We start from the raw sequence: 22,520 nt of genomic DNA, 5'->3' as shown, positions 1-22,520 counted from the left end.
ATCTCCTATTTTCTTGTCGGCAAACGCCGCCACCGCGCCCGGAGTCGTCAGCATGCCACTTCGCGCCGAACGACGGAGCCACGTAGCAATATCGCAGCACGCGCCGCCGCGCTCGCCAGAGTCGCCCGCCGGGGTTACAGTGGAGGTTTGAAGGAGAAGCCATGCACCGCCGTGCCCTGTTGACCCTGGGCGTCCTGGCCGCCCTCCCGCTATTGCCCGCGTTCGCCGAGCCACGCGTGTTTCCGCCGGAAGCAAAGCGCGGCGCGCTGACGCCGGGGTGGTTCCCCGACATTACCCTGGACGGCAAGCCGCGCCGGCTGGCCCCGGCGGCGCGCATCTTCAACCAGGACAACCTGGTCGAGCTGCCGGCCGCGCTGCGGGGCCGTGACCTGCCGGTGTACTACACGGAGAACGGGGACGGTGACGTCGACCGTGTCTGGCTGCTGACGCCCGCGGAAAGCCGGCAACGGCAACGCCCGGGTGTTGCGCGCCAGTGACATTTCCATTAATGCAATTAAAATTTCGTTGTTGCAAGCTCACGTTCTTTTGTTTAGGATATTGATCCAGGCCAAACCATCGCCTTTTTTCCCGTCTGCCCGCGATCCCGGCAAGCATCCCGAAAGAACAAAAAAATGACTATCGCTGCTGTTTCGAAAGCCGTACTGCTGAGCGCAGCTCTGCTTGCCGCCGGTTCCGCCAACGCCACCTTCAACAAGGGCAGCATCGGCAACGCCACGCTGGACGACGTTACGCTGGGCGGTGAAATCGCCGACAAGCTGGTGTACTCGGGCCTGAACCCGATGAACACGGGGTCGCTGTCGTTCAGCCTGGCCTTCTGGAACACGGGCTCGCTGTTCTGGAGCACGCTGGAAACGGTCGAAGGCAAATGGGCCACCGACTACAGCTCCCGCTTCGACTTCACGTTCGGCAAGAGTGCCGGCGGCAAGACGGGTACGTGGTCGATCACCAACGTCAGCAAGAAGTACGACGCCACCCTGGACCTGACGCTGGACATCCACGCGTCCAACGCCAGCACCGCGTTCCTGTTCGACGAGACCAGGATCGGCGCCGGCAAGACGCTGTCCGGCACCTGGGACATCGAATGGCTGAACAATGGCGGCCAGGTCCCCGGCTTCTCGAACGCCGTGCTGTTCGGCCGCGACCTGACGCTGACGAAGGCCGTGTCGCCGGTACCGGAATCGGCCACGCTGCCGATGCTGGCAGGCGGCCTGGCGCTGGTCGCGCTGGCGGCCCGCCGTCGCAAGAAATAAGAACGAAGAAGAAACACGCAGTAACCTTCGAGCCCGCGGCGCAAGCCGCGGGCTTTTTCTTTGGTTTCCTCGCTGGCCCCCAACCATATGCCGCACTATGTGAACAAACGCACAACCAGCCCCGGCCATTGAACGTTATCGTGACGCTTCACATCCGGGGTCGCCGGGGTGACCTCCTGCGCCGCCGCGTCACCAGTGCATCCGGTTTGCCCCGCACTCCTCCACCCGACAAAGAGGATTCGCCATGCAAGCTCCCGAGCGCCATCCGCTGACGATTACCGTCAACGGCCGCGAGCACACACTGGAACTGGAAGCCTGGGTCACCCTGCTCGACCTGCTGCGCGAGCGGCTGGGACTGACCGGCACCAAGAAGGGCTGCGACCAGGGCCAGTGCGGTGCCTGCACCGTGCTGGTCGACGGCCGCCGCATCAACTCCTGCCTGACCCTGGCCGTGATGCAGGATGGCCGCAGCATCACCACCATCGAAGGCCTGGCCGACGGCGACCGGTTGCACCCGCTGCAGCAGGCCTTCGTCGAACACGACGCCTTCCAGTGCGGCTACTGCACGCCGGGCCAGATCTGTTCGGCCGTGGGCCTGATCAACGAAGGCCAGGCCAGATGTTCGGCCGAGGTGCGTGAGCTCATGAGCGGCAACATCTGCCGCTGCGGCGCCTACCCGCAGATCCTGCGCGCTGTCAGCCAGGTGGCCGGCATCGCGCCGGACAGCGAGAACGCGGAGCACGCGGTCGTGACCGGGACGGTGCCGGCATGAACCCGTTCGCCTATTCCCGCCCCACCGACGTGGATGGCGCGTTGCGCCAGGTGGCCGCCAACGGCAGCGCCGATGCGCCGCTGGCCTCCACGCCCGGACCAACCGCCCCTCCCGACCTGGCGCCCGCGGCGAACGCGGCCACGCCGGCCGCTGCCAACCAGTACGAGGTGCGCTTCGTTGCCGGTGGCACCAACCTGCTCGACCTGCTCAAGGAAGGCGTGCTGGTGGCGCCGAAACTGGTCGACATCAACCGCCTGCCGTTCGACCGCATCGAGGAGACGCCCGACGGCGGCCTGCTGCTGGGCGCCCTGGCCCGCAATGCCGATACCGCCTACCATCCGCTGGTGAAGGAACGCTATCCGCTGCTGGCCGATGCGATCCTGGCAGGCGCCTCGCCGCAGTTGCGCAATATGGCCAGCAACGGCGGCAACCTGCTGCAGCGCACCCGCTGCTACTACTTCTACGACGTCGCCACGCCGTGCAACAAGCGCACCCCGGGCAGCGGCTGCTCCGCCATCGGCGGCGTCACGCGCCAGCATGCGATCCTCGGCACCTCCGAGCACTGCATCGCCACGCACCCGTCCGACATGTGCGTGGCGCTGGCCGCGCTGGAGGCCGTCGTGCACGTGCAGTCCGTGCGCGGCAAGCGGGAAATTGCGTTCGCCGAGTTCCACCGCCTGCCCGGCGACCGGCCCGATATCGACACGACCCTGGCGCCCGATGAACTGATCACGCACATCGCGCTGCCGCCGGCGCTGCAGTTCGCCGGCCACTCGGCCTACCTGAAGCTGCGCGAGCGGCTGTCGTACGCCTTCGCGCTGGCCTCCGTGGCCGCAGCCCTGGATCTCGCGGACGACGGCACCATCCGCACCTCCCGTATCGCCCTCGGCGGCGTTGCCCACAAGCCGTGGCGCCGGCCCGATGCCGAGGCGCTGCTGCAAGGACAGCGGCCGTCGCCAGAGCTGTTCGCCCGCGTCGCGGAAGCACTGCTGGCAGGCGCCGTCGGACGCGGCTCGAACGACTTCAAGATTGCGCTGGCGCGCAACGCCATCGTGCGTGCGCTGCAAGTCGCGGCCAACGGCACGGTGACGAACTGGAACGTCAGCACACCAGACCTGGGAGGACAGCAATGACGGATTTGATCGAGGCACTCAAGGCACCCGTCGCCGACCCCGGCACGGGTCCGGTGCGCACCGGCACGCCCGTGTCGCGCGTGGACGGCCGTGCCAAGGTGACGGGCCAGGCCAAGTACGCCGCCGAAGTGCCGGCACCCGACCTGGCCTATGGCGTGGTCGTCAGCAGCCCCGTGGCCAAGGGCCGCATCGTGGCGATCCACACGACGGACGCGCTGGCCGTGCCGAGCGTCGTGCAGGTGCTGACGCACCTGAACCGCCCCAAGGTGCGCGGGTTCGACATCGCCTACAAGGACATGACGGCACCGGCCGGCGCGCCGTTCCGCCCCCTGTACGACGACAAGGTGTTCTACAGCGGCCAGCCGGTCGCGCTGGTGGTGGCCGAGACGTTCGAGGCCGCGCGCTACGCGGCGGCACTGGTGCGCATCGACATCGAGCAGGAACCGCATGACACCAAGCTGTCCGCCAACGTCCACAGGGCGTACAAGCCGAAGCCGTTGAAGGCGGGCTTCGAGCCGCCGCCGGACGAGAAAGGCGACGCCGACAAGGCCTTCGCCGAGGCGCCCGTCAAGATCGACGCGGAGTTCTACAGCGGCGTCGAGCATCACAATCCGATGGAGCTGTTCGCCTCCACGGTGATCCGCGAGCCGGACGGTCACCTGACCATCTACGACAAGACGCAAAGCTCGCAGAACAGCCGCTGGTACGTCTCGCACGTGTTCGGCCTGTCCAAGAACAAGGTCACCGTGCGCAACCCGTACGTGGGCGGCGCGTTCGGCTCCGGCCTGCGGCCGCAGTACCAATTGACGCTGGCCGTGATGGCGGCCCTGCACCTGAAACGCTCGGTGCGCGTGCAGCTGACGCGCCAGCAGATGTTCAGCTTCGGCCACCGTCCCGAGACGCTGCAGCGGGTCAAGCTGGCGGCGGAGCGCGATGGCACGCTGCGCTCGATCTACCACCAGGCGATCGCCGAGACGTCGCCGATCGAGGATTACGTGGAGGTCGTCGTCAACTGGTCGGGCCTCCTGTACGCGTGCGACAACATCAAGTTCGACTACAAGCTCGTCAAGCTGGACCAGTACACGCCGATCGACATGCGCGCGCCCGGCGCCGCACACGGCGTGCACGCGCTGGAAGTGGCGATGGACGAGCTGTCGTATGCGCTGGGCATGGACCCGCTGCAGCTGCGCCTGAAGAACTACGCGGACAAGGCCCCCGTCGAGGACAAGCCCTACTCCAGCAAGGAGCTGCGCGCCTGCTACGAGCTGGGCGCGAAGCAGTTCGGTTGGGACAAGCGCCCGCTCAATCCGCGCGCGATGAAGGAAGGCACGGAGCTGGTGGGCTGGGGCATGGCGACGGGCGTGTGGGATGCGATGCAGATGTTCGCCCGCGCCAGCGCCGTGCTGCATGCGGACGGCAAGCTGGTGGTCTCCAGCGCCGCCACCGACATCGGTACCGGTACCTACACGGTGATGGCGATGATCGCCGCCGAGGCGATGGGCCTGCCGCTGGAGGATGTGACGTTCCAGCTGGGCGATTCCACCCTGCCCGTCGCGCCCATCGAAGGCGGCTCGTCGCACGTGACGACCGTTGGCTCGGCCGTCGCCGGTGTCTGCGAGAAGCTGCAGAAGTCGCTCTTCAAGCACGCCCAGAAGCTGCAGGACTCGCCGTTCGCCAGCGCGAAGCGGAAAGACGTGGAGTTCGCCGGCGGCATGCTGCGGCTGAAGCGGCAGCCGGAGGTGGCCCTGCCGTTGACGGCGATCCTGAACGACAGCGGCGTGGTGCGGCTGGAAGAGAAGTACCTGATGCTGCCGAACATGCTCAAGCAGCGCAAGTTCCGCCGCCTGGTGCATTCCGCCGTCTTCGTGGAAGTGCGGGTCGACGAGGAGCTGGGCGTGGTGCGCGTCACGCGCGTCGTCAGCGCCGTCGCGGCGGGCCGCATCATGAACCTCAAGACGGCCACCAGCCAGGTGGTGGGCGGCATCGTGTGGGGCATCAGCCAGGCGCTGCACGAAGAGAGCTACACGGACCACCGGTTCGGCCGCTTCGTCAACCACAACCTGTCGGAGTACCACGTGCCCGTCAACGCGGACATCCACGCGATCGACGTGATGTTCGCGCAGGAGGACGACCGCATCGTCAGCCGCCTGGGCGCGAAAGGGGTCGGGGAAATCGGCATCGTGGGCGTGGCGGCGGCCATCAGCAACGCCATCTACCACGCCACGGGGCGGCGCCTGCGCAGCACGCCGATGACGCCGGACAAGGTGCTGGCCGGGTCGGACAGCAGCAAACCATGAAGCAGCGAGGGTCTGTCCCCCTTGCGGGGACTGACCCTGATGTTGGTCGTCAATCGCCAGGCACTGCAGCCAGACTTCGGGGTCAGTCCCTGTGCAGGGACAGCCCCCAGCGGCGCTTGCAGCCCTGGTGAGTCATCAAATCTTCCAGATCAGCACGCCCAGGCCAACGATCAACGCCACCTTGGTCAGCTTGTAGGCCGTCTTGTTCCACGCCTTGAAGCGGCGGCGGTATTTGCCGGCATAGAACGAGATGCGGAACAGCTTGGACACCAGGCCCACCTGGTCGCCCGTCTCGTTCGGCGACGCCGCCGCCGTCATCATCGTCTTGCCGAGGAAGCGGTTGACGGCCTGCGCCCAGCCAAAGCGCATCGGGCGCTCGATGTCGCAGAACAGGATGATGCGGTCGCTCTCGCTGCCGTTGATGGCCCAGTGGATGTACGTCTCGTCGAACATCACGCCCTGGCCGTCGCGCCAGCTGTGCTTGACCCCATCGACGTCGATGAAGCAGCGGTCGTCGTTCGGCGTCGCCAGGCCCAGGTGATAGCGCAGCGAACCGGCAAACGGATCGCGGTGCGGATTGAGCTTTCCGCCCGGCGGCAGTTCCGCGAACATCGCCGCCTTCACGGAGGGAATCGACTGCAACAGCGCATGGGTCCGCGGGCACAGTTGCGCCGCCGACGGATGGCTGGCGTTGTACCACTTCAGGTAGAAGCGCTTCCAGCCGGCCTTGAAGAACGAGTTGAAGCCGGCGTCGTCGTTCTGCTCGGACGCCTTGATCTTCTGCAGGCGCAGCAGGTTCTCGGCCTCGGCGCGGATGACCTGCCAATTCTGCTGCAGCGGTGCCAGTTCCGGGAAGTCGGTCACCGGCAGGTAAGGCGTGGACGGCACGCGCGAGAACGAGTGCATGAAGATATTAATCGGCGCCATGAACGACGAGTGGTCGAACAGCTGGCGGCCGAACGGCAGGCGCACGCGGCCGCGGAAGTGGATGTGCAGGATGGAGAGGAAGTAAAAACCGACAATGGCCCATTTCATGGCGCTGACCCCGATGCTCGAAACCGGCCATTTTAGCGCAGGTTGCCGCGCCCGGCTCCGGGCGGATGGGTACGCCACGTCGGCAGGCACGCGTGGCACCGCGCCCGCGCCTGTCAACAATGACAGGGAGGCAACGCATTGCCGCTTTCAATGTAATATCGACCCATATGGCGGGACATTATCGCGATTAACCTGCCAATGTTGACAGGTTATGGCACCGTTTCCCTCCGATTTATAGCCCTACCTGCCTGAACGTGAACCATACAGTCAAGAAATTTCTCTGTTTCTGTATTCCGCCGCGCGGCAATTTGTAGACAATAAATTACTTGACCCCCCCACCTCGCGACCCTACACTTCTCGCATAAGCTTATAAGAAAAATAACGATACAATCCTGAGAGAGGAGTGCGCAGCATGTATTTCATTGGATCAATCTTAATGCTTCGCATAAATTTCTCTTAGCTGTGCCTTGGATCAGCTAGGTACATCACCGCTTCCGTGCAATAGGAAGCCCAAGCCAAATTTGCCACGGAAGTGATCATTTAATACTTCCCTTATTATCCGGCGCTGCCGGAGCCGTTTCGGCAGCCGATGCTGTGCGGGATTCTTTTGATTATTCGCTGAGAGCGAAGGGGGACGTTTTTACCTTCGTTTTTGGCAGCCGGTAAAAGAGGGACGATAGTGATCGTAGAAGAAGTCAGCTTCAGGTCGGCGCGGCAGAACAGGCAGGCGGAAATATGGGAGCAGATCCAGGCAGGTATCCATTCCCTTGCAACGAGCGAACCGGCAGTGCATACGTATTTGCGCGGTTTTCTCGGGGACGCCAGGGATTTCTCCTCGGGACTCGCGGCGATGGTGTTCCACCAGTTGTTCCAGCACGAACCGGGCGGCCAGCCTTATTCCAGCATGATCGCCAGCATTACCGCCCAGTATCCGGGCATCTGCGACGCGGCCGCCGCTGACCTGGAGGCATTCTGCGACCGCGACCCGGCAACCCAGGGGGCGCTGCAGGTATTTTTCTTCAACAAGGGTTTCGCGGCGCTGCAGGCACACCGGGTGGCCCACATGCTGTGGCTGCGCGGCGAGCGCCTGTCCGCCCACCTGCTGCAAATGAAGACTTCGCTCACCTGCGCCGTGGATATCCATCCGGCCGCACGCCTGGGGCGCGGCATTTTCCTCGACCATGCCACCGGCCTGGTCATTGGCGAAACGACGATCGTGGAGGACGACGTGTCCATCCTCCACGAAGTCACCCTGGGTGGCACCGGCAAGCAGCGCGGCGACCGCCACCCGAAGATCCGCAAGGGCGCACTGCTGTGCGCCGGCGCGAAAATCCTTGGCAACATCGAAATCGGTGAAGGCGCCAAGGTGGGCGCAGGCAGCGTCGTGCTGCAGGGCGTGCCGCCCCATGTCACCGTCGCAGGGGTACCGGCAAAGCGGGTGGGATTTTCGTCCCGCAATGCCGGACTGGAAATGAACCAGGCTTTGACAGCGGAATCCGAACCTTTCCACGGCTATTCGACGGGCATCGCCGTCTGAGCGAATCGCGCTTGGACGTATTTTTATAAGTCAACTGAAGGAGAATTACCGGTGGCAGAATTTTCTTTATCGCAAGAAGAAATCGACTTCTTTCATGCCAATGGCTACCTGAAGCCATTCAAGGTCTACGAAAAGGAAGAAGCGGAAGACATGTGGGACCAGATCTTCGAGGAACTGGTGGGCGTGGAAAGCAAGATCTACAAGCCGAACAAATACCATTACGACCGTCACCTGGACCTGAACCTGCTGACGGACCATGCAACCAACCCGAAAATCATTCATCGGCTGGCCAGCCTGATGGGAAATGATATATTCCTGTGGCGCACGGAGGTATTCTCCAAGTCGCCTGGCGACAAGGGCACCGAGTGGCACCAGGTGGAAAGCTTCGCCTATGCCAACAATAAAGTCCCGCAACTGATCCAGAATGAGAAAAGCGAATGGGGCATCGTGCTGACGGTATGGACCGCCTGGACCGAATGCACGAAAGAAAACGGCTGCCTGAAATTCCAGCCCGGAACCCATAAGCGCATGTATTTCGACGAAAGCAAGACGTTCGAAAAGAAATTCGATTATGACAGCACCGGTTTCTATGGCTATACATTCGCCGACCTGAAATACGACAAGGACTGGGAGCCGAAAGAGGAAGACGCGGTCTACATGGAAATGCAGCCGGGCGAGGCGGTGATCTTCACGACCCGTTGCATCCACGGTTCGGCCCCGAATACCAGCACGGACTCGCGCCGCTACAGCACCAACGCGCGCTACGTGAAGGGCAGCACGCAGATCTTCCCGGGCATGGACAAGGTCACCGACCACGGCGAGCACTACGACCTGGCCAACTATGCCTCCGTGCTGGTGGCCGGCGAGGACCGCCATGGCCACAACAAGCTCACCGAAACGAACCTGAACGGGCACAAGTTCCGTCACCACATCGTCGGCGCGTGATCGCCCGGCGCCGCCGGCCTGCCGCAGCAAGGGCCGGGGGCGCCGTGCCACCGAAGAAGATCCACCGTAACCGAAACCGGAATCAATGAGAACGATCAGATACGACTAGCAGGCGCAGGCTGGACGCCGGCCGCGCCACTGGCTCATCGCAACACCACCACCAGACAAGACATCAGGTTGCCGCCACCCGGCGACCCGGGAGCGTGCGCGCCAACGACCTGGCTCGCGGCGTGAATTCGAATCGACGATTGAGGAATGGGCATGACGCTATCAGGAAATACCGTTCACACGAACGATGCAGTGCAGGACCAGGAAATTTGCGCCGCGGCCGCCACCACCTTGCACCAGGCGGTCCTCGATAGCGCGGCCACGCGAGCCGGCCGGATTGCCGTCGTCGACAGTGCCACGGGACTGGAACACGGCTACGACGCGCTGGCGCGCGATACCGCCCGCCTTGCCCAGGCCATCTGGTGCGCCGTCTCGCCCCCTGTCAGCGCCGCTCATACTGGTCATCTGATCGCCGTGCTGTGCGAGAAGGGGTATCACCAGGCGCTCGCCACGCTGGCCGTGATGCAGGCGGCCCATGCCTACCTGCCGCTGCACGTGGACTGGCCGGCCGCGCGCCTGCTCGACGTGATGGCCGAGGGCGGCGTCGAATATGTCCTGGTCTCGCGCCAGTGCGCGGCCGACGAGGCGCTGTGCGCGGCCCTGTCCGCGCGCCACCGCCTGCTGGTCATCGAGGAACTGCTGGAAGCGCCGCCGCTGGCCGCCACGCTGCCAACCGTGCAGCCGGACGATATCGCCTACGTCATCTTCACCTCCGGCTCGACCGGCAAGCCGAAGGGCGTGACCATCAGCCACCGGGGCGCCCTCAATACCATCGCCGCCGTCAACCGCGACTACGCGGTGGGACCGGAAGACCGCATCCTGGCCCTGTCCGAACTGAGCTTCGACCTGTCCGTGTACGACATCTTCGGTCTCCTGATGGCCGGCGGCACCGTCGTGTTCCCGGACCAGCGCCGCACCCGCGAGGCGCCCTACTGGGCCGAGCTGGTGGCGCGGCACGGGATCACGATCTGGGACACCGTGCCCCAGCTGGCTGGCCTGCTGGCGGACGACTATGCCACCCGCGGCATGCAGGGCGACTCGCTGCGCCTGTTCCTGCTGAGCGGCGACAAGATTCCGCTGGCCCTGCCCGGGCACCTGAAGCAGGCCTGCCCGAACGCCATGGTCGTCAGCCTGGGCGGCGCGACCGAAGGCAGCATCTGGTCGATCTGGTTCCCCATCGACGCGGTGGCGCCGCATTGGCGCGCCATCCCGTATGGCCGCGCGATGCCGAACCAGCTGGTGCTGGTCCTTGACGAAGACGGCATGCCCTGCGCACCCGGCGTGTCCGGCGAGATCCACATCGGCGGTGCCGGCGTGGCACTGAACTACTGGGGCGACGAGGTCCGTACCGCCGCCAGCTTCCTGTTCCATCCGCAGTTCGGCCGCCTGTACCGCACTGGCGACCTGGGCGCGCTGAACGAAGCGGGCTACCTCGAATTCATCGGCCGCAAGGACCGCCAGGTCAAGATCCGCGGCTACCGGGTCGAACTGGGCGAGATCGAGGCACGCCTGGCCGCCTGCGCCGGCGTGCGCGATTGCGCCGTGGTGGACCTGCACGCCCTGCAGGGCGGCCAGGGCCGCCAGCAACTGTTGGCTTACTACGTGGCGGATGGCCTGGCCGACGGTCATGGGGCGGCGGCCCTGCGTGCGCAACTGCGCGCGCAGCTGCCGGACTACATGGTGCCCGAACACTACACGGCCATCGCCAAGCTGCCGCTGACGGCCAACGGCAAGGTGGACTACAAGGCCCTGCCGCTGCCGGGCAAGGCCGCGGCGCGCGCGCTCGTCCTGCCCGCATCCGCGCTGGAACGGGACGTCGCGGCGATCTGGGCCGACGTACTGGGCCTGCCGGCCGACGCGCTGGGCACCGGCGACGACTTCGTCACCCTGGGCGGCGACAGCATCGACGCGATCCGTCTCGCCAGCCGGCTGCGCCAGGCGCTGCAATGTTCCGTCACCGTGGCCGACATCTTCGAAGGCCGGACGATCCAGGCGCTGTGCCGCCTCGTCCAGGCGCGTGGCAATGGCCAGGGTACTGCCGTCGCCACCGAAAGCGGCCTGCTGGTGGGCGCAGCGCGCCTGCTGCCGGTACAGCAGTGGTTCTTCCAGCAGCAGTTCGACCAGCCCGGCCAGTGGAGCCAGGCATTCGTCATCCGCACGCCGCGGCTCGATCCGGCGCGCCTGCAGGCCTGCATCGACCGCCTGTTCGCGCACCACGACGCATTCCGCCTGCGCTTCATCGACGGCGCGCGCCAGCACTACGCCGATGCCGCCGCGCCCATACTGGCCATCCACGACGACGGCGCCATGCCGGACCTCGAGCAGCGGCTGCGCCAGGCGCAGGAGGGCTTCGACCTGGCGCAAGGACCGCTGTGCCACGTGGAATACGTGACCGGCTGCGCCGACGGCAGCGCGCGCGTCTGCTTCCTCGTGCACCACCTGCTGGTCGATACCGTCAGCTGGCGCATCCTGGCCGAGGACCTGGAACGCCTGTACCACGGCGGCGAACTCGAGCCGAAAGGCAGCAGTTACCGCCAGTGGGCCGAGGCCCTGCAGGCCTACGCGGCCGCCAACCCGGCGCAAGCCGGCTATTGGCAGGCGCAGCTGGCTGCGCACCGCGACCCGTTCGCGGCACTCGACCTGCCAGGCAGCGACACACCCGTGTGCGTCGAGTTCAGCCTGCACCACGCCGCGACGGCGCACCTGCTGCAGGAGGCCAACCACGTGCACCACACGGAGATCAACGACCTGCTGCTGGCCGCGCTGTCCACCGCGCTGGCGGAACGCTTCGGCAACCGCGCCAACGTCATCATGCTGGAGGGCCACGGGCGCGAGGAGATCGACCCGGCCATCGACATCAGCCGCACGATGGGCTGGTTCACGTCGCTGTTCCCGCTCGAACTGCGGGCCGGCGCGGACGTGGCCGACACCATCCGTACCGTCAAGGAAGCCCTGCGTGCCATCCCTGACAAGGGCGTGGGCTTCGGCGCCCTGCTCGGCTACGCCGGCCATGCGCTGCCGGCCATCTGCTTCAACTACCTGGGCCAGCTGGAGAAGCAGGCTGCCGGAGGCGATGACTGGGCGCTGACCGATGACAGCCTCGTGCTGCTTTCGGGCGAGCGCAATCGCGACGGCTATCGCCTCGTGATCACTGGCGCCGTGCTCGATGGCCAGATGCGTTTTACCGTCGAGAGCCGGGCCGGCGCCGAACTGGCGGCCGGCGTGGCCGACGCGCTGCGCGCCGCGCTGGCGGAGATCGTCGGCTATACCGGCAGCCAGGCGCGCAGCTATCTGACGCCGCATGACGTGAGCCACGTGGTCACGCAGGCGCAGCTGGACCAGCTGCAGGCCGAAGCCGAGGTGCAGCACGTATACCTCGCCAACAGCCTGCAGCAGGGGTTCATCTACCACGCGCAGGCGCAGGGCGACACCGATACCGCCTACCAGGTCCAGACGATGTGGGAGTACCACAGCGCCATCGACGAAGAGAAGCTGCGCCTGGCCTGGCACACGGCCCAGCGCATGTATGGCGCGCTGCGCATGCGCATGGCGTGGCAGGACAAGCTGCTGCAGGTGATCGACCGCGACGCCCCGCTGGCCTGGCATTCGCTCGACTTCAGCGACAGCGACGCCGCAACGCAGCGGAAACGCCTGGATGCATTGCTGGACGAGGATCGCCAGCGCCGCTTCGCGCTCGACCAGAGCGGCATGTTCCGCCTGTATTTCGTGCGCCTCGGCGCCGCGCAATCGGCGCTGCTGTTCAGCTGCCACCACGCGATCCTGGACGGCTGGAGCAGCCTGGTGCTGATCAACCGGACCCACGACATCTACCTGGACCTGCTGCACGGCCGCGAGCACGCCTGGCCGGAGAACCGCGCCTACCAGTTGGCCCAGCGCCACGTCCAGGCCAGCAGCGGCGAACATGCGGACTACTGGCGCGCGATGCTGGAGGACGCGCCCGTGCAGAACCGCCTCAGCGCGCTGATCAAGCCGGGCCTGAAGGAAGCGGTGGACCTGAAGACATACAAGTACGTGTCTACGCCGGCCATGCTGCATCACTGGTACCGCGGCGAACAGGTCGATGCCCTGCGCACCCTGTGCCTGCAACAGGGCGTAACGGTCAACGCGCTGTTCGAGTTCCTGTGCCACCAGATCCTGAACCTGTATTCTTACGAGCCGCTGACGATCACCGGCGCCACCGTGTCCGGCCGCGACCTGCCGCTGGACGGCATGGAAGATGCGGTGGGCATGATGATCAACACGCTGCCGCTGCTGACGCGCCATGCGGAAATCGCCAACCTGGAGGTGGGCGCGGCGCTGCGCGAGCTGCAGCGCCAGATCACGGGCGTCAACAGCAAGAGCGCGACGTACCTGGCCAGCCTGCAGAAGGACGGCCGGCGCATCTTCGACCTGCTGTTCGTGCACAATAATTTCGCCACCCTGCAGGCCGGCAGTCATGTCGACGCGCTGCGCATCGACAACTTGCGCACGATCGAGAAGCTCGACTATCCGCTGGCGATGATTGTCGAAGAAAATGGCAGCGACGGCGGCAGCGAAATCCAGGTCACCATCCGCTACGCCGGCGAGCTGTTCGACGACGCGCTGATCCAGGGCTTCTTCGGCGTGATGGACCGCCTGCTGGCGCAGGTCGTCGCCCGGCCGGAGACGCTGGTGCGTGAGCTGGACTGCGGTGCGGCTGCGCCTGCCGCGCCGGCAGCCGTCCCGCAGACGAGCATCGTGGCGGAGTTCGAGCGCTGCGCCGCCGTCCATCCCGACCGCATCGCCTTGCAACATGGCGCGCTGGCGCTCGACTACGCGGAGCTCAACCGCCGCGCCAACGTGCTGGCGGCCCACCTGCAGGCTCGCTTCGCGCCCCGCATGGAAGCGATGGTGCCGGTCTGCTTCAGCGACCCGGTGCTGGACATCGTCGCCAGCCTGGCCGTGCTGAAGCTGGGCGGTGCCTACGTGCCGCTGGCTGCCAGCACCAGCCCGGCCCTGGCCACGTTTACCATCGGCGACACCGCCGCGCCCTTCCTGCTGACCGAGTCCACCCTGGCCGCGCAATTCACCGCGCATTTCGCCAGCGCCGACGCGGTGGTCGTGCTGGACACGCTGGCGCTCGACGGCGACGCCCCCAACCCTGGCGTGCCCGTGACGCCGGCCAACCTGTGCTGCGTGATGTATACCTCCGGCAGTACGGGCCGGCCAAAAGGCGTGTTGATCGAGCATCGCGGCGTCACGTCGCTGGTGCGCGACGCCGGCTTCATCGACATCACGGCCGACGACGTGTTCGCGCACCTGGCCGACCGCCGCTTCGACGCGTCGCTGTTCGAAGTCTGGGGTGCGTTGCTGAATGGCGCGAAACTGGTCCTCGCCAGCGATCCGCTGGCATTGTTCGGCGACGTCAACGCCCTCGCCACCCTGCTGCGCGAGCAGGCCGTCTCCGTGCTGTGGCTGACCAAGTCGGTGTTCGACGAACTGTATCGCCAGTCCGAGCGGCTGTTCGCATCGCTGACCTGGCTGCTGGTTGGCGGCGAGGCACTGAACCGCCAGCTGGTGGAAAAGCTGCTGGCGTCGGATGCCGCACCGAAGCACCTGTTGAACGGCTACGGCCCGACCGAGAACACGACGTTCAGCACCGTCTGCGACCTGACCCTGGACAAGCTGGCACATTCGCGCGCCGTGCCGATCGGGCGCCCGCTGCGCCAGCGCCAGGCGCTGGTGCTGGGCCGCGCCATGCAGCGCTTGCCGGCCGGCGCCATCGGCGAACTGTACGTGGGCGGTGCCGGCCTGGCACGCGGTTACCTGAACAATCCCGAATTGACGGCGGCCGCCTTTGTCGAGGGCGACCAGCGCCTGTACAAGACGGGCGACCTGGTGATGCTGTCGCCGCAGGGCGAGCTGGTGTTCATGGGCCGCGCCGACGCCCAGGTCAAGCTGCGCGGCTACCGCATCGAACTGGAAGAGCTGGAACTGGCGATGCTGGGCTTTGCCAGTGTCGAACGGGCCGCCGCCGCGATCAAGACGGGCGCCAATGGCCACAAGCAGCTGGTGGGCTACTACCTGTCCAGCGGCAGCGTGGATGCGGTTGCGTTGCGCGACTACCTGGTGCAAGTGTGCCCGGACTTCATGGTGCCGTCGCTGCTGGTACCGCTGACGACGATGCCGCTGACCGCCAGCGGCAAGGTAAACCGCGAGATGCTGCCCGATCCCGCGGCGGCGGTAGCCGTTGCCGCCGAGGCGAGGGCGCCGGGCATGACGGAACTGCAGCTGGGCGTGCGCCGCATCTGGGCCGACGTGCTGGGCCTGCGCGAAGAGCAGATGGATCTCGACGCCGACTTCTTCGCGCTGGGCGGCGACAGCATCCTGTGCCTGCAGATGGTGGGGATGCTGAACAAGCAGTACCGCAAGAACGTGTCCGTGCGCATCGTCTTCAAGAACAAGACCCTGGCCGCACTGGCCGCGTTCATCGACAACGCCGTACCGGCCGGCTACAACACGATCCGCAAGATCTGGAGCGAGGTGCTGGGCGTGCCGGCCACCGGCATCGGCTACCACGACGACTTCTTCGCCATCGGCGGCGACAGCATCCTGTGCCTGCAGATGGTGAACAAGGTCAGCAAGGAACTGAAGCAGAAGGTCCCCGCCCGCATCGTTTTCAAGAACAAGACGATCGCCTTGCTGCATGCGTGGGTCGAACAGGCCGAACGCGCCGCCGAGGCCAAGGCGGCACCGGTCGCCGCCACGGCAACGGCCGAACTGGTGCCGCTGCATCCGATCCAGTGCTGGTTCTTCGCGCTGCAGCCGGCCCGGCCGAACCACTGGAACCAGTCGTTCCTGATCCATACGCCGGCGCTGGACCTGGCGCGCCTCGGCACCGCGCTGCGCGCCCTCGTGGCCGCTCATGGGGCGTTCGCGCTGCGCTACCGCCGCACGGCGGCAGGCCCCGAGCAGTTCCATGCCGGTGCGCCGGAAACGATCGCATTGCCGGCCATCGACGTCGCCGGCATGGCGGATGACGCCATCGCCGAGCGCCTGACGTCGCTGCAGGCGGGCTTCGACATCGAGCAGGGTCCGCTGTTCGCGGCGGCCTACCTGCACGGCTATGCGGACGGCTCGGCACGCGTGTTCATGGCCTTCCACCACCTGATCGTGGACGCCGTCAGCTGGCGCATCCTGCTGGGCGACCTGGAGATGCTGTACGCGGGCGAGACGCTGCCCGCCGCGAGCGCCAGCATCGGCGACTGGTCGCGCGCAGTGGCGGCCTATGGCACGCGCAACGCGGCGGAGCGGAGCTACTGGCAGAAGGTGCTGGCCGACTACGACGCCACGGCGTACCGCGCCCTGGCAACCGTACCGCAAGGTGGGCGCACGGCATTCCGCCTGGATGCCGGCCTGACGTCGGCGCTGTTGCACCAGTCGCACCATGCGTTCAACACCAGCATCAACGACCTGCTGGTGGCGGCGCTCGGGCTGGCCCTGCGCGACCTGCGCGCGCAGGACGTGCACCACATCGTGATCGAAGGCCACGGCCGCGAGCACCTGGACGACGCCATCGACATCGGCCGCACCGTCGGCTGGTTCACGATCCTGTGCCCGCTGCGGGTAACGACGGGCGCGACGCTGGCCGATACCGTCAAGGCGACCAAGGAAACGCTGCGCGCGGTGCCGCTCAAGGGCCTGGGCTACGGCGCGCTGTTCGGCTACGACCGCAATGCGCTGCCGGCCGTCAGCTTCAACTACCTGGGGCAGTTCCATGAGGCGCGCGACGCGGGCTGGTACCTGGCGGATGAGCCGTCCGGGCGCAACTTCCATCAGGAGAACGTCAACGGCAACCTGGTCGACATCAACTGCTACGTCAAGGCGGGCCAGCTGGTCGTGGACATCGACAGCCAGCTGGCGCCGGACCTGGCCCAGCGCTTCACGGCCCAGCTGCAGGCGCGCATCGCCGAGGTGGTGGGCTTCTGCCAGGCCCGCCGCACCACCGAATACAGCGCCAGCGACTTCGCGGCCATCGGCAGCGCCGCCGACCTGGACCAGCTGCCGGCCATCGACTCGGGCGATCCGTACGACTGGTTCGAGATGACGGAGATCCAGAAGGCCTACCTGCTGGGCCGCCTGGCCAGTTTTGAAATCGGCAATATCGCCAACCATATCTATTATGAGTACGCGTTCGATGCGCTCGATCCGGTCCGGCTGGAGAGCGCGCTGAACACGCTGATCGCGCGCGAGGACGTGCTGCGTACCGTGTTCTCGTTCGACCGCATGCAACAGCGCATCGTGCCGCTCGAGCAGTTCGGCCACTACCGCGTGGCCTGCAACGACCACGCGGACCGGATGGCCGACGACGGCGCGCTGGCGGCCGTGCGCGAGCGGCTGTCGCACCGCGTGTACGATCCGGAACATGCGCCGCTGTTTACCTTCGAGGTGAGCCGCTTCGCCGACCGCAGCTGCCTGCACATCAGCATGGACCTGATCCTGCTGGACGCCGAAAGCCGGCGCCGCCTGCTGGCCCGGCTGGACCAGCTGTACCGCCAGCCGGACCTGCCTGCCGCGCCACCGGTCACGACGTTCAAGCACTACCAGGCTGCCTACCAGGCGCTGCGCAAGTCGCCGTGGTACCAGCGCGACCGCGCCTACTGGCAGGCACTCGTGCCCGCGATGCCGCTGCGGCCCGAGCTGCCGCTGCGCATGGCCCCCTCGGCCGTGACCGACCCGGTGTTTGCCGACCACACGCTGTACGTGGAACCCGGCACGTGGCGCAAATTCAAGGCGCAGGCGGCGAAGTACGACGTGTCGCCATCGGCCGTGCTTCTCAGCCTGTACGGCGAAGTGATCGGCTTCCATGCCGGCTCGTCCGAGTTCATCATGACGATGACGGTGTTCAACCGCTATCCGATGTTCGACGACGTCGAGCGGATCATGGGCGACTTCACGTCCACCAACCTGTTCCACTTCAAGTCGCACGGCGCGGACGTGCTGGAAACGGTCCAGCGCAGCCACCGCGTCATGTGGGACAACATCGCCCACTCGCTGTACACGGGATTGGAAGTGCAGCGCGACCTGGTGCGCCTGCACGACCTGGACATGCACAAGGCCACGTCGCCCATCGTGTTCACGGGGGTACTGGGCAACAAGAACGGCGCGCACGAGAACAGCACCTTCCTGACGGACGGCGAACGTTCCGATCAACGCCTGTGGATGGGCCAGACGTCGCAGGCATGGATCGACCTGCAGGCCATCGAGACGGGCGAGCGCTTCATGAGCAAGTGGCTGTACGTGGACCAGCTGTTCGAGCGCGCCACCATCGCGCGCATGAACGCGGACTACTGCGCCATGATCACGTGGCTCGCCGAGCATGACTGGACCGACGCCGCCGGCGCGCTGCCGGCGATCTGCGCACGCCAGCGCGAGCTGATCGCACGTACCAATCACGTGCCGCAGGAGGTGCCGCGACGGGCGTTGTTCGACCTGATCGAACCGTCCGACGCGCCGGCCGTGATCGACGCCGTCCACGGTACCACCACCTACCGCGCGCTGCTCGAGCAGTCCGGCCGGCTGGCACGCCACCTGTGGCGCCAGGCCGGTGCCGGCGGCACAGGCCACACGGGCAAGCTGGCCGCCATCCTGTGCGAGAAAGGCGCCGGCCAGGTCGTGGCCGCGCTGGCCGCCATGCAGGCCGGCCACGGCTACCTGCCGCTGAACGTGGGCTGGCCGCTGGCCCGCCTGCTGGCGGTACTTGCCGAGGGCAAGGTCGAGCACCTGCTGGTCTCGCGTGCCCAGATGGCCGACGCGACGCTGGCGGCGGCGCTGGCCGGCGTGTGCCAGCCGATCGTCATCGAGGACGTGCTGGACGCGGCCGACGAGGAACCGTGCGCCCTGCCCCGCATCGAGGCGGACGACGTGGCCTACGTCATCTTCACGTCCGGCTCGACTGGCACGCCGAAAGGCGTGACGATCTCGCACCACGGCGCGCTGAACACCATCGTGGCGGTCAACCGGCAGTTCGCCGTGTCGCCGCGCGACAAGGTGCTGGCCCTGTCCGAGCTCAGTTTCGACCTGTCCGTGTACGACATCTTCGGCCTGCTGATCGCCGGCGGCACCGTCGTCTTCCCGGAGCAGGCGCGCGCCAAGGACATGGCGGCGTGGGTCGAGCTGGTCGAACAGCACCAGGTCACGCTGTGGAACACGGTGCCGCAGCTGGCCGGCCTGCTGGCCGAGGAGTACCGGCTGCAACGGCGCTGCAACAGCAGCCTGCGGGCGTTCCTGCTGAGCGGCGACCGCATTCCGCTGCACCTGCCCATGCAATTGCGCGAGCGCTGCAACGCGGCCACCGTCACGAGCCTGGGCGGTGCGACCGAAGGCAGCATCTGGTCGATCTGGCATCCGGTGGATGCCATCGATCCGGCCTGGCAGTCGATCCCCTACGGCACCGCCATGCCGAACCAGAGCATGCTGGTGTTGAACGACCACGGCCAGGCCTGCCCGTTCGGCGTGACGGGCGAGATCCACATCGGCGGCCAGGGTGTGGCACTGAACTACTGGGGCGACGCGGCCCGCACGGCCGCCAGCTTCATCGCGCACCCGACCGAGGGACGGCTGTACAAGACGGGCGACCTGGGGCGCTACCTGGCCGACGGCAGCATCGAATTCATCGGCCGCAAGGACGGCCAGGTCAAGATCCGTGGCTACCGCGTCGAACTGGGCGAGATCGAAGCCTGCCTGGGCCAGCTGGCCGGCGTGGAGGAATCGGTGCTGACCGTGTCGCCCGAACAGAGCGGCGGCCGGCAGCTTACCGCGTACGTCAAGCCGGCCCGGCGCCTGCGCGTGGCGGACGAGCAGATCGCGTTCAAGCTGGCGCAGCACGGCGACCGCGTCGTGGATGACGGCGCTGCCGCCGTGACGCTGGCACCCGACACGACGGGCTGGAAGCAGCGCAGCCGCAAGAGCTATCGCATGTTCCAGGGCGCACCGCTGGCGCAAGCCCGCCTGCTTGCCGCGCTGACGGCGCAACCTGCAGATGCATCGCCAACAGCAGCAACTTTCGACACGCTGGCCACCAGCCTGCACGGCCTGCTGGCGCAATCGGACGCCGGCGCGCCGCTGCCGAAGTACCGCTATCCGTCGGCCGGCACGCTGTATCCCGTGCAGGTGTACCTGCGCGTCCATGGAGAACTGGACGGGCTGGCGGCCGGCAACTACTACCTCGACCGTCGCCAGCACCGGCTGGTGCGGCTGGGCGACGTGGCCGCCGTATCGGCCGCGGCGCCAGTGGAACTGCTGCTGGTCGGTACGCCGGCGGCGATCGAACCCGTGTACGGCAAGGACGGCGCCATGCTGTCGCTGCTGGAGTGCGGCTATATCGAGGGCGTGCTGAACGCCGACGAACAGCCGCTGCGCTGGCAGCGCGGCACCGTCGATGACGTCAGCGGCGCCGGCCTGGCCCTGCAGGAGGGCCAGGCGGTCCTGGGCCGGCTGATTCCCGCGCAAGCGCAGGTCGCGATGCCGCGGTGCTTCATGCACGTACGCCCCGGCCAGGTGCAGGACCTCGCGCCCGGCTGGTACAGCCTGCACGGCACCGGCCTGACGGCCCAGCCATGGCAGCCGCTACACGACCCGCAAGGGCTGGACGACAACGCGATGGTGTGGCATGGCTCGGCCCTGGCGGTGTTCTTCGTCAGCGCCCACGCCAGCCCGGCGGAGCAGGAGTACGTGGACGCCGGCGCGGCCACCCAGCAACTGATGGAACGCCTGCTCGACGCCAACATCGGCACCTGCGCCATCGGCGAAGTGCATCCGGAGCAGCGTGCCACGCTGGCCGCGCTGTTCGGCGGCCGTGCCGTGACCCACCACTTCGTGGCCGGCGCGATCGGCGCGGAGCAGAAACAGGCCAGTGGCGGCTCGGAGCTGGACCGCGCCGCGTGCTTCGCGCAGCACGTGGAACGGCAGCTGCAGCAACGCTTGCCGCACTACATGGTGCCGGAACGCTTCGTGTTCCTGGATGCGTTGCCGCTGTCGGCCAACGGCAAGGTCGACCGGGCCGCCCTGCTGGCGCACGACGCCGCCGCGACGGGCGAGCGCAAGCCGCGCCAGTTGCCGACGTCCGCCGTGGAAATCACGCTGGCCCGGCTGTGGTCGGAAATGCTCGACATCGACCAGCACACGATCTCCGTCGAGGATCACTTCTTCCGCCTGGGCGGCAATTCCCTGCTGGCGATGCAGTTCATCAGCCGCGTCAACCAGGAATTTGCCTGCCAGCTGAAGCTCGACGAACTGTACCAATTCTCGGATCTCAAATCGATTTCGATCCGGCTCGAAGCGGCCAACGCCAACAGCGTTGACCGGGCAAGTGGAGAACTCTGATGCATCACACCGACCTGTTGTACCAACTGAAGCAGCAAAAAATCCAGCTGTGGGCCAAGGCCGACGGCAACCTGGGCTTCAGCTTCGACCAGAAGACGGGCTTCGCGGCCGACCTGAAGGCCCGCGTGGCCGCCGCCAAGCCCGCGCTGCTGGACATCCTGCGCCACAACGGCGTCGATACCGAACAGCGTGCGTTGGCCGTCGAGGTCTACCGCACCCCGGCGCAGTACCGGCAACGTGCGCTGTCGGACATGCAGAAAGGGATCTTCCTGCAGGCGGGCCTCGATTCGCTGCCGTACTCGTACAACGTGCCGTTCTTCGTCGAAGTCCATGGCATGGGCGCGGCAGAGGCGCAAGCCGCCGTGCGCGCGCTGCTGGCGCGGCACGACATGCTGCGCCTGCGCATCGGCGCCGACATGTCCTGCGACACGTTCGACGTTGAGGCGTTGACCGTGACGCATGCCGCGATCGACGCCGACGCCATCGCGCCAGCCTGCCAGCAGCGCTACCAGCAGCCGTTCCAGCTGGCCGGCGGTCCGCTGGTGCAGGCGGAAATCCTGTCGGTGCGGGGCACCGGCCGCGTGATCGTCAACCTGACGCACCACCACATCCTGTCCGACGCGTTCTCGGTGGGCGTGCTGCTGCGCGACCTGATCGAGCTGACCGGGCGGCCGGCGGGCGCCACCTACTGGGACTTCCTGGCCTACCAGCAGGCGCTGCTGGGCAGCGCCGACTATGAGGCAGCCGCCGCGCGCCTCGCTGGCCGGCTGGACGCCGCGACCGCGTTGCCGGCAGCGACGAAGCGGCGCGGCCCCACGCGCAACCAGGCCGGCGTGCTGCGCCTGGAAGTGGACAACGCCACTTGCACGCGCCTGCGCGCCGTGGCGCTGGACCAGGGCGTCAGCCTGTATGCGCTGCTGCTGACGGGCCTGTACCAGACGCTGTCCGTCCACCACGGCGGCCAGGCCGACTTCCCCATCGGCCTGACGATCTCGAACCGCCCGTTCGCGCTGGACGACGCCGTCGGTCCGTTCATCAGCACGCTGCCGCTGGTGCCCG

Annotated in this window: 10 protein-coding genes (1 of these 10 only partly in view); 9 read left to right on the top strand and 1 reads right to left on the bottom strand. The window is 66.8% G+C overall.

Going from position 1 to position 22,520, the window contains the following annotated elements:
- Positions 1 to 161 precede the first annotated feature (161 nt).
- From PX653_RS26585 to PX653_RS26565, 5 genes are all read left to right on the top strand, one after another.
- Entirely contained in the window at positions 162 to 497 is a 336-nt protein-coding gene (locus tag PX653_RS26585) for a hypothetical protein (protein ID WP_277415635.1), read from the top strand.
- Positions 498 to 632: 135 nt separating this feature from the next.
- Positions 633 to 1,271: a PEP-CTERM sorting domain-containing protein gene (locus tag PX653_RS26580; RefSeq protein ID WP_277415634.1), complete on the top strand. Its 639-nt coding sequence runs from the start codon at positions 633 to 635 to the stop codon at positions 1,269 to 1,271.
- Positions 1,272 to 1,515: 244 nt separating this feature from the next.
- On the top strand, positions 1,516 to 2,043 hold the full coding sequence (locus PX653_RS26575; protein ID WP_277415633.1) for a (2Fe-2S)-binding protein: 528 nt from the start codon (positions 1,516 to 1,518) through the stop codon (positions 2,041 to 2,043).
- A complete protein-coding gene (locus PX653_RS26570; protein ID WP_277415632.1) occupies positions 2,040 to 3,176 on the top strand; it encodes an FAD binding domain-containing protein in 1,137 nt (378 codons plus the stop codon). Before PX653_RS26575 ends, PX653_RS26570 begins: the two co-directional genes overlap by 4 nt.
- Positions 3,173 to 5,473: a xanthine dehydrogenase family protein molybdopterin-binding subunit gene (locus tag PX653_RS26565; protein WP_277415631.1), complete on the top strand. Its 2,301-nt coding sequence runs from the start codon at positions 3,173 to 3,175 to the stop codon at positions 5,471 to 5,473. The genes PX653_RS26570 and PX653_RS26565 overlap by 4 nt, the downstream gene beginning before the upstream one ends.
- Before the next feature lie 135 nt (positions 5,474 to 5,608).
- Here PX653_RS26565 and lpxO read toward each other — a convergent pair whose 3' ends face one another.
- Complete coding sequence (lpxO, locus tag PX653_RS26560; protein ID WP_277415630.1) at positions 5,609 to 6,508, bottom strand: lipid A hydroxylase LpxO; 900 nt, start codon at positions 6,506 to 6,508, stop codon at positions 5,609 to 5,611.
- Between the two features lie 679 nt (positions 6,509 to 7,187).
- Here lpxO and cysE point away from each other — a divergent pair.
- From cysE to PX653_RS26540, 4 genes are all read left to right on the top strand, one after another.
- Entirely contained in the window at positions 7,188 to 8,045 is an 858-nt protein-coding gene (cysE, locus tag PX653_RS26555) for a serine O-acetyltransferase (RefSeq protein WP_277415629.1), read from the top strand.
- Between the two features lie 51 nt (positions 8,046 to 8,096).
- Positions 8,097 to 8,990 carry a chlorinating enzyme gene (locus tag PX653_RS26550; protein WP_277415628.1) on the top strand — a complete coding sequence of 298 codons (894 nt, stop codon included), beginning with the start codon at positions 8,097 to 8,099 and terminating at the stop codon, positions 8,988 to 8,990.
- Between the two features lie 261 nt (positions 8,991 to 9,251).
- Complete coding sequence (locus PX653_RS26545; RefSeq protein ID WP_277415627.1) at positions 9,252 to 21,461, top strand: non-ribosomal peptide synthetase; 12,210 nt, start codon at positions 9,252 to 9,254, stop codon at positions 21,459 to 21,461.
- Positions 21,461 to 22,520, top strand: partial view of a non-ribosomal peptide synthetase/type I polyketide synthase gene (locus PX653_RS26540; RefSeq protein WP_277415626.1) — the 5' portion only. The gene runs 18,038 nt beyond the window's last position; only the first 1,060 of its 19,098 coding nucleotides appear in the window; its start codon is at positions 21,461 to 21,463; the stop codon falls past the right edge of the window. The genes PX653_RS26545 and PX653_RS26540 overlap by 1 nt, the downstream gene beginning before the upstream one ends.

It is taken from the genome of Pseudoduganella chitinolytica (genome assembly GCF_029028125.1).
Lineage (GTDB): Bacteria > Pseudomonadota > Gammaproteobacteria > Burkholderiales > Burkholderiaceae_D > Rugamonas > Rugamonas chitinolytica.
Note: the sequence above shows the minus strand (reverse complement) of the source record. Positions and strands in the feature narration are given on the sequence as shown.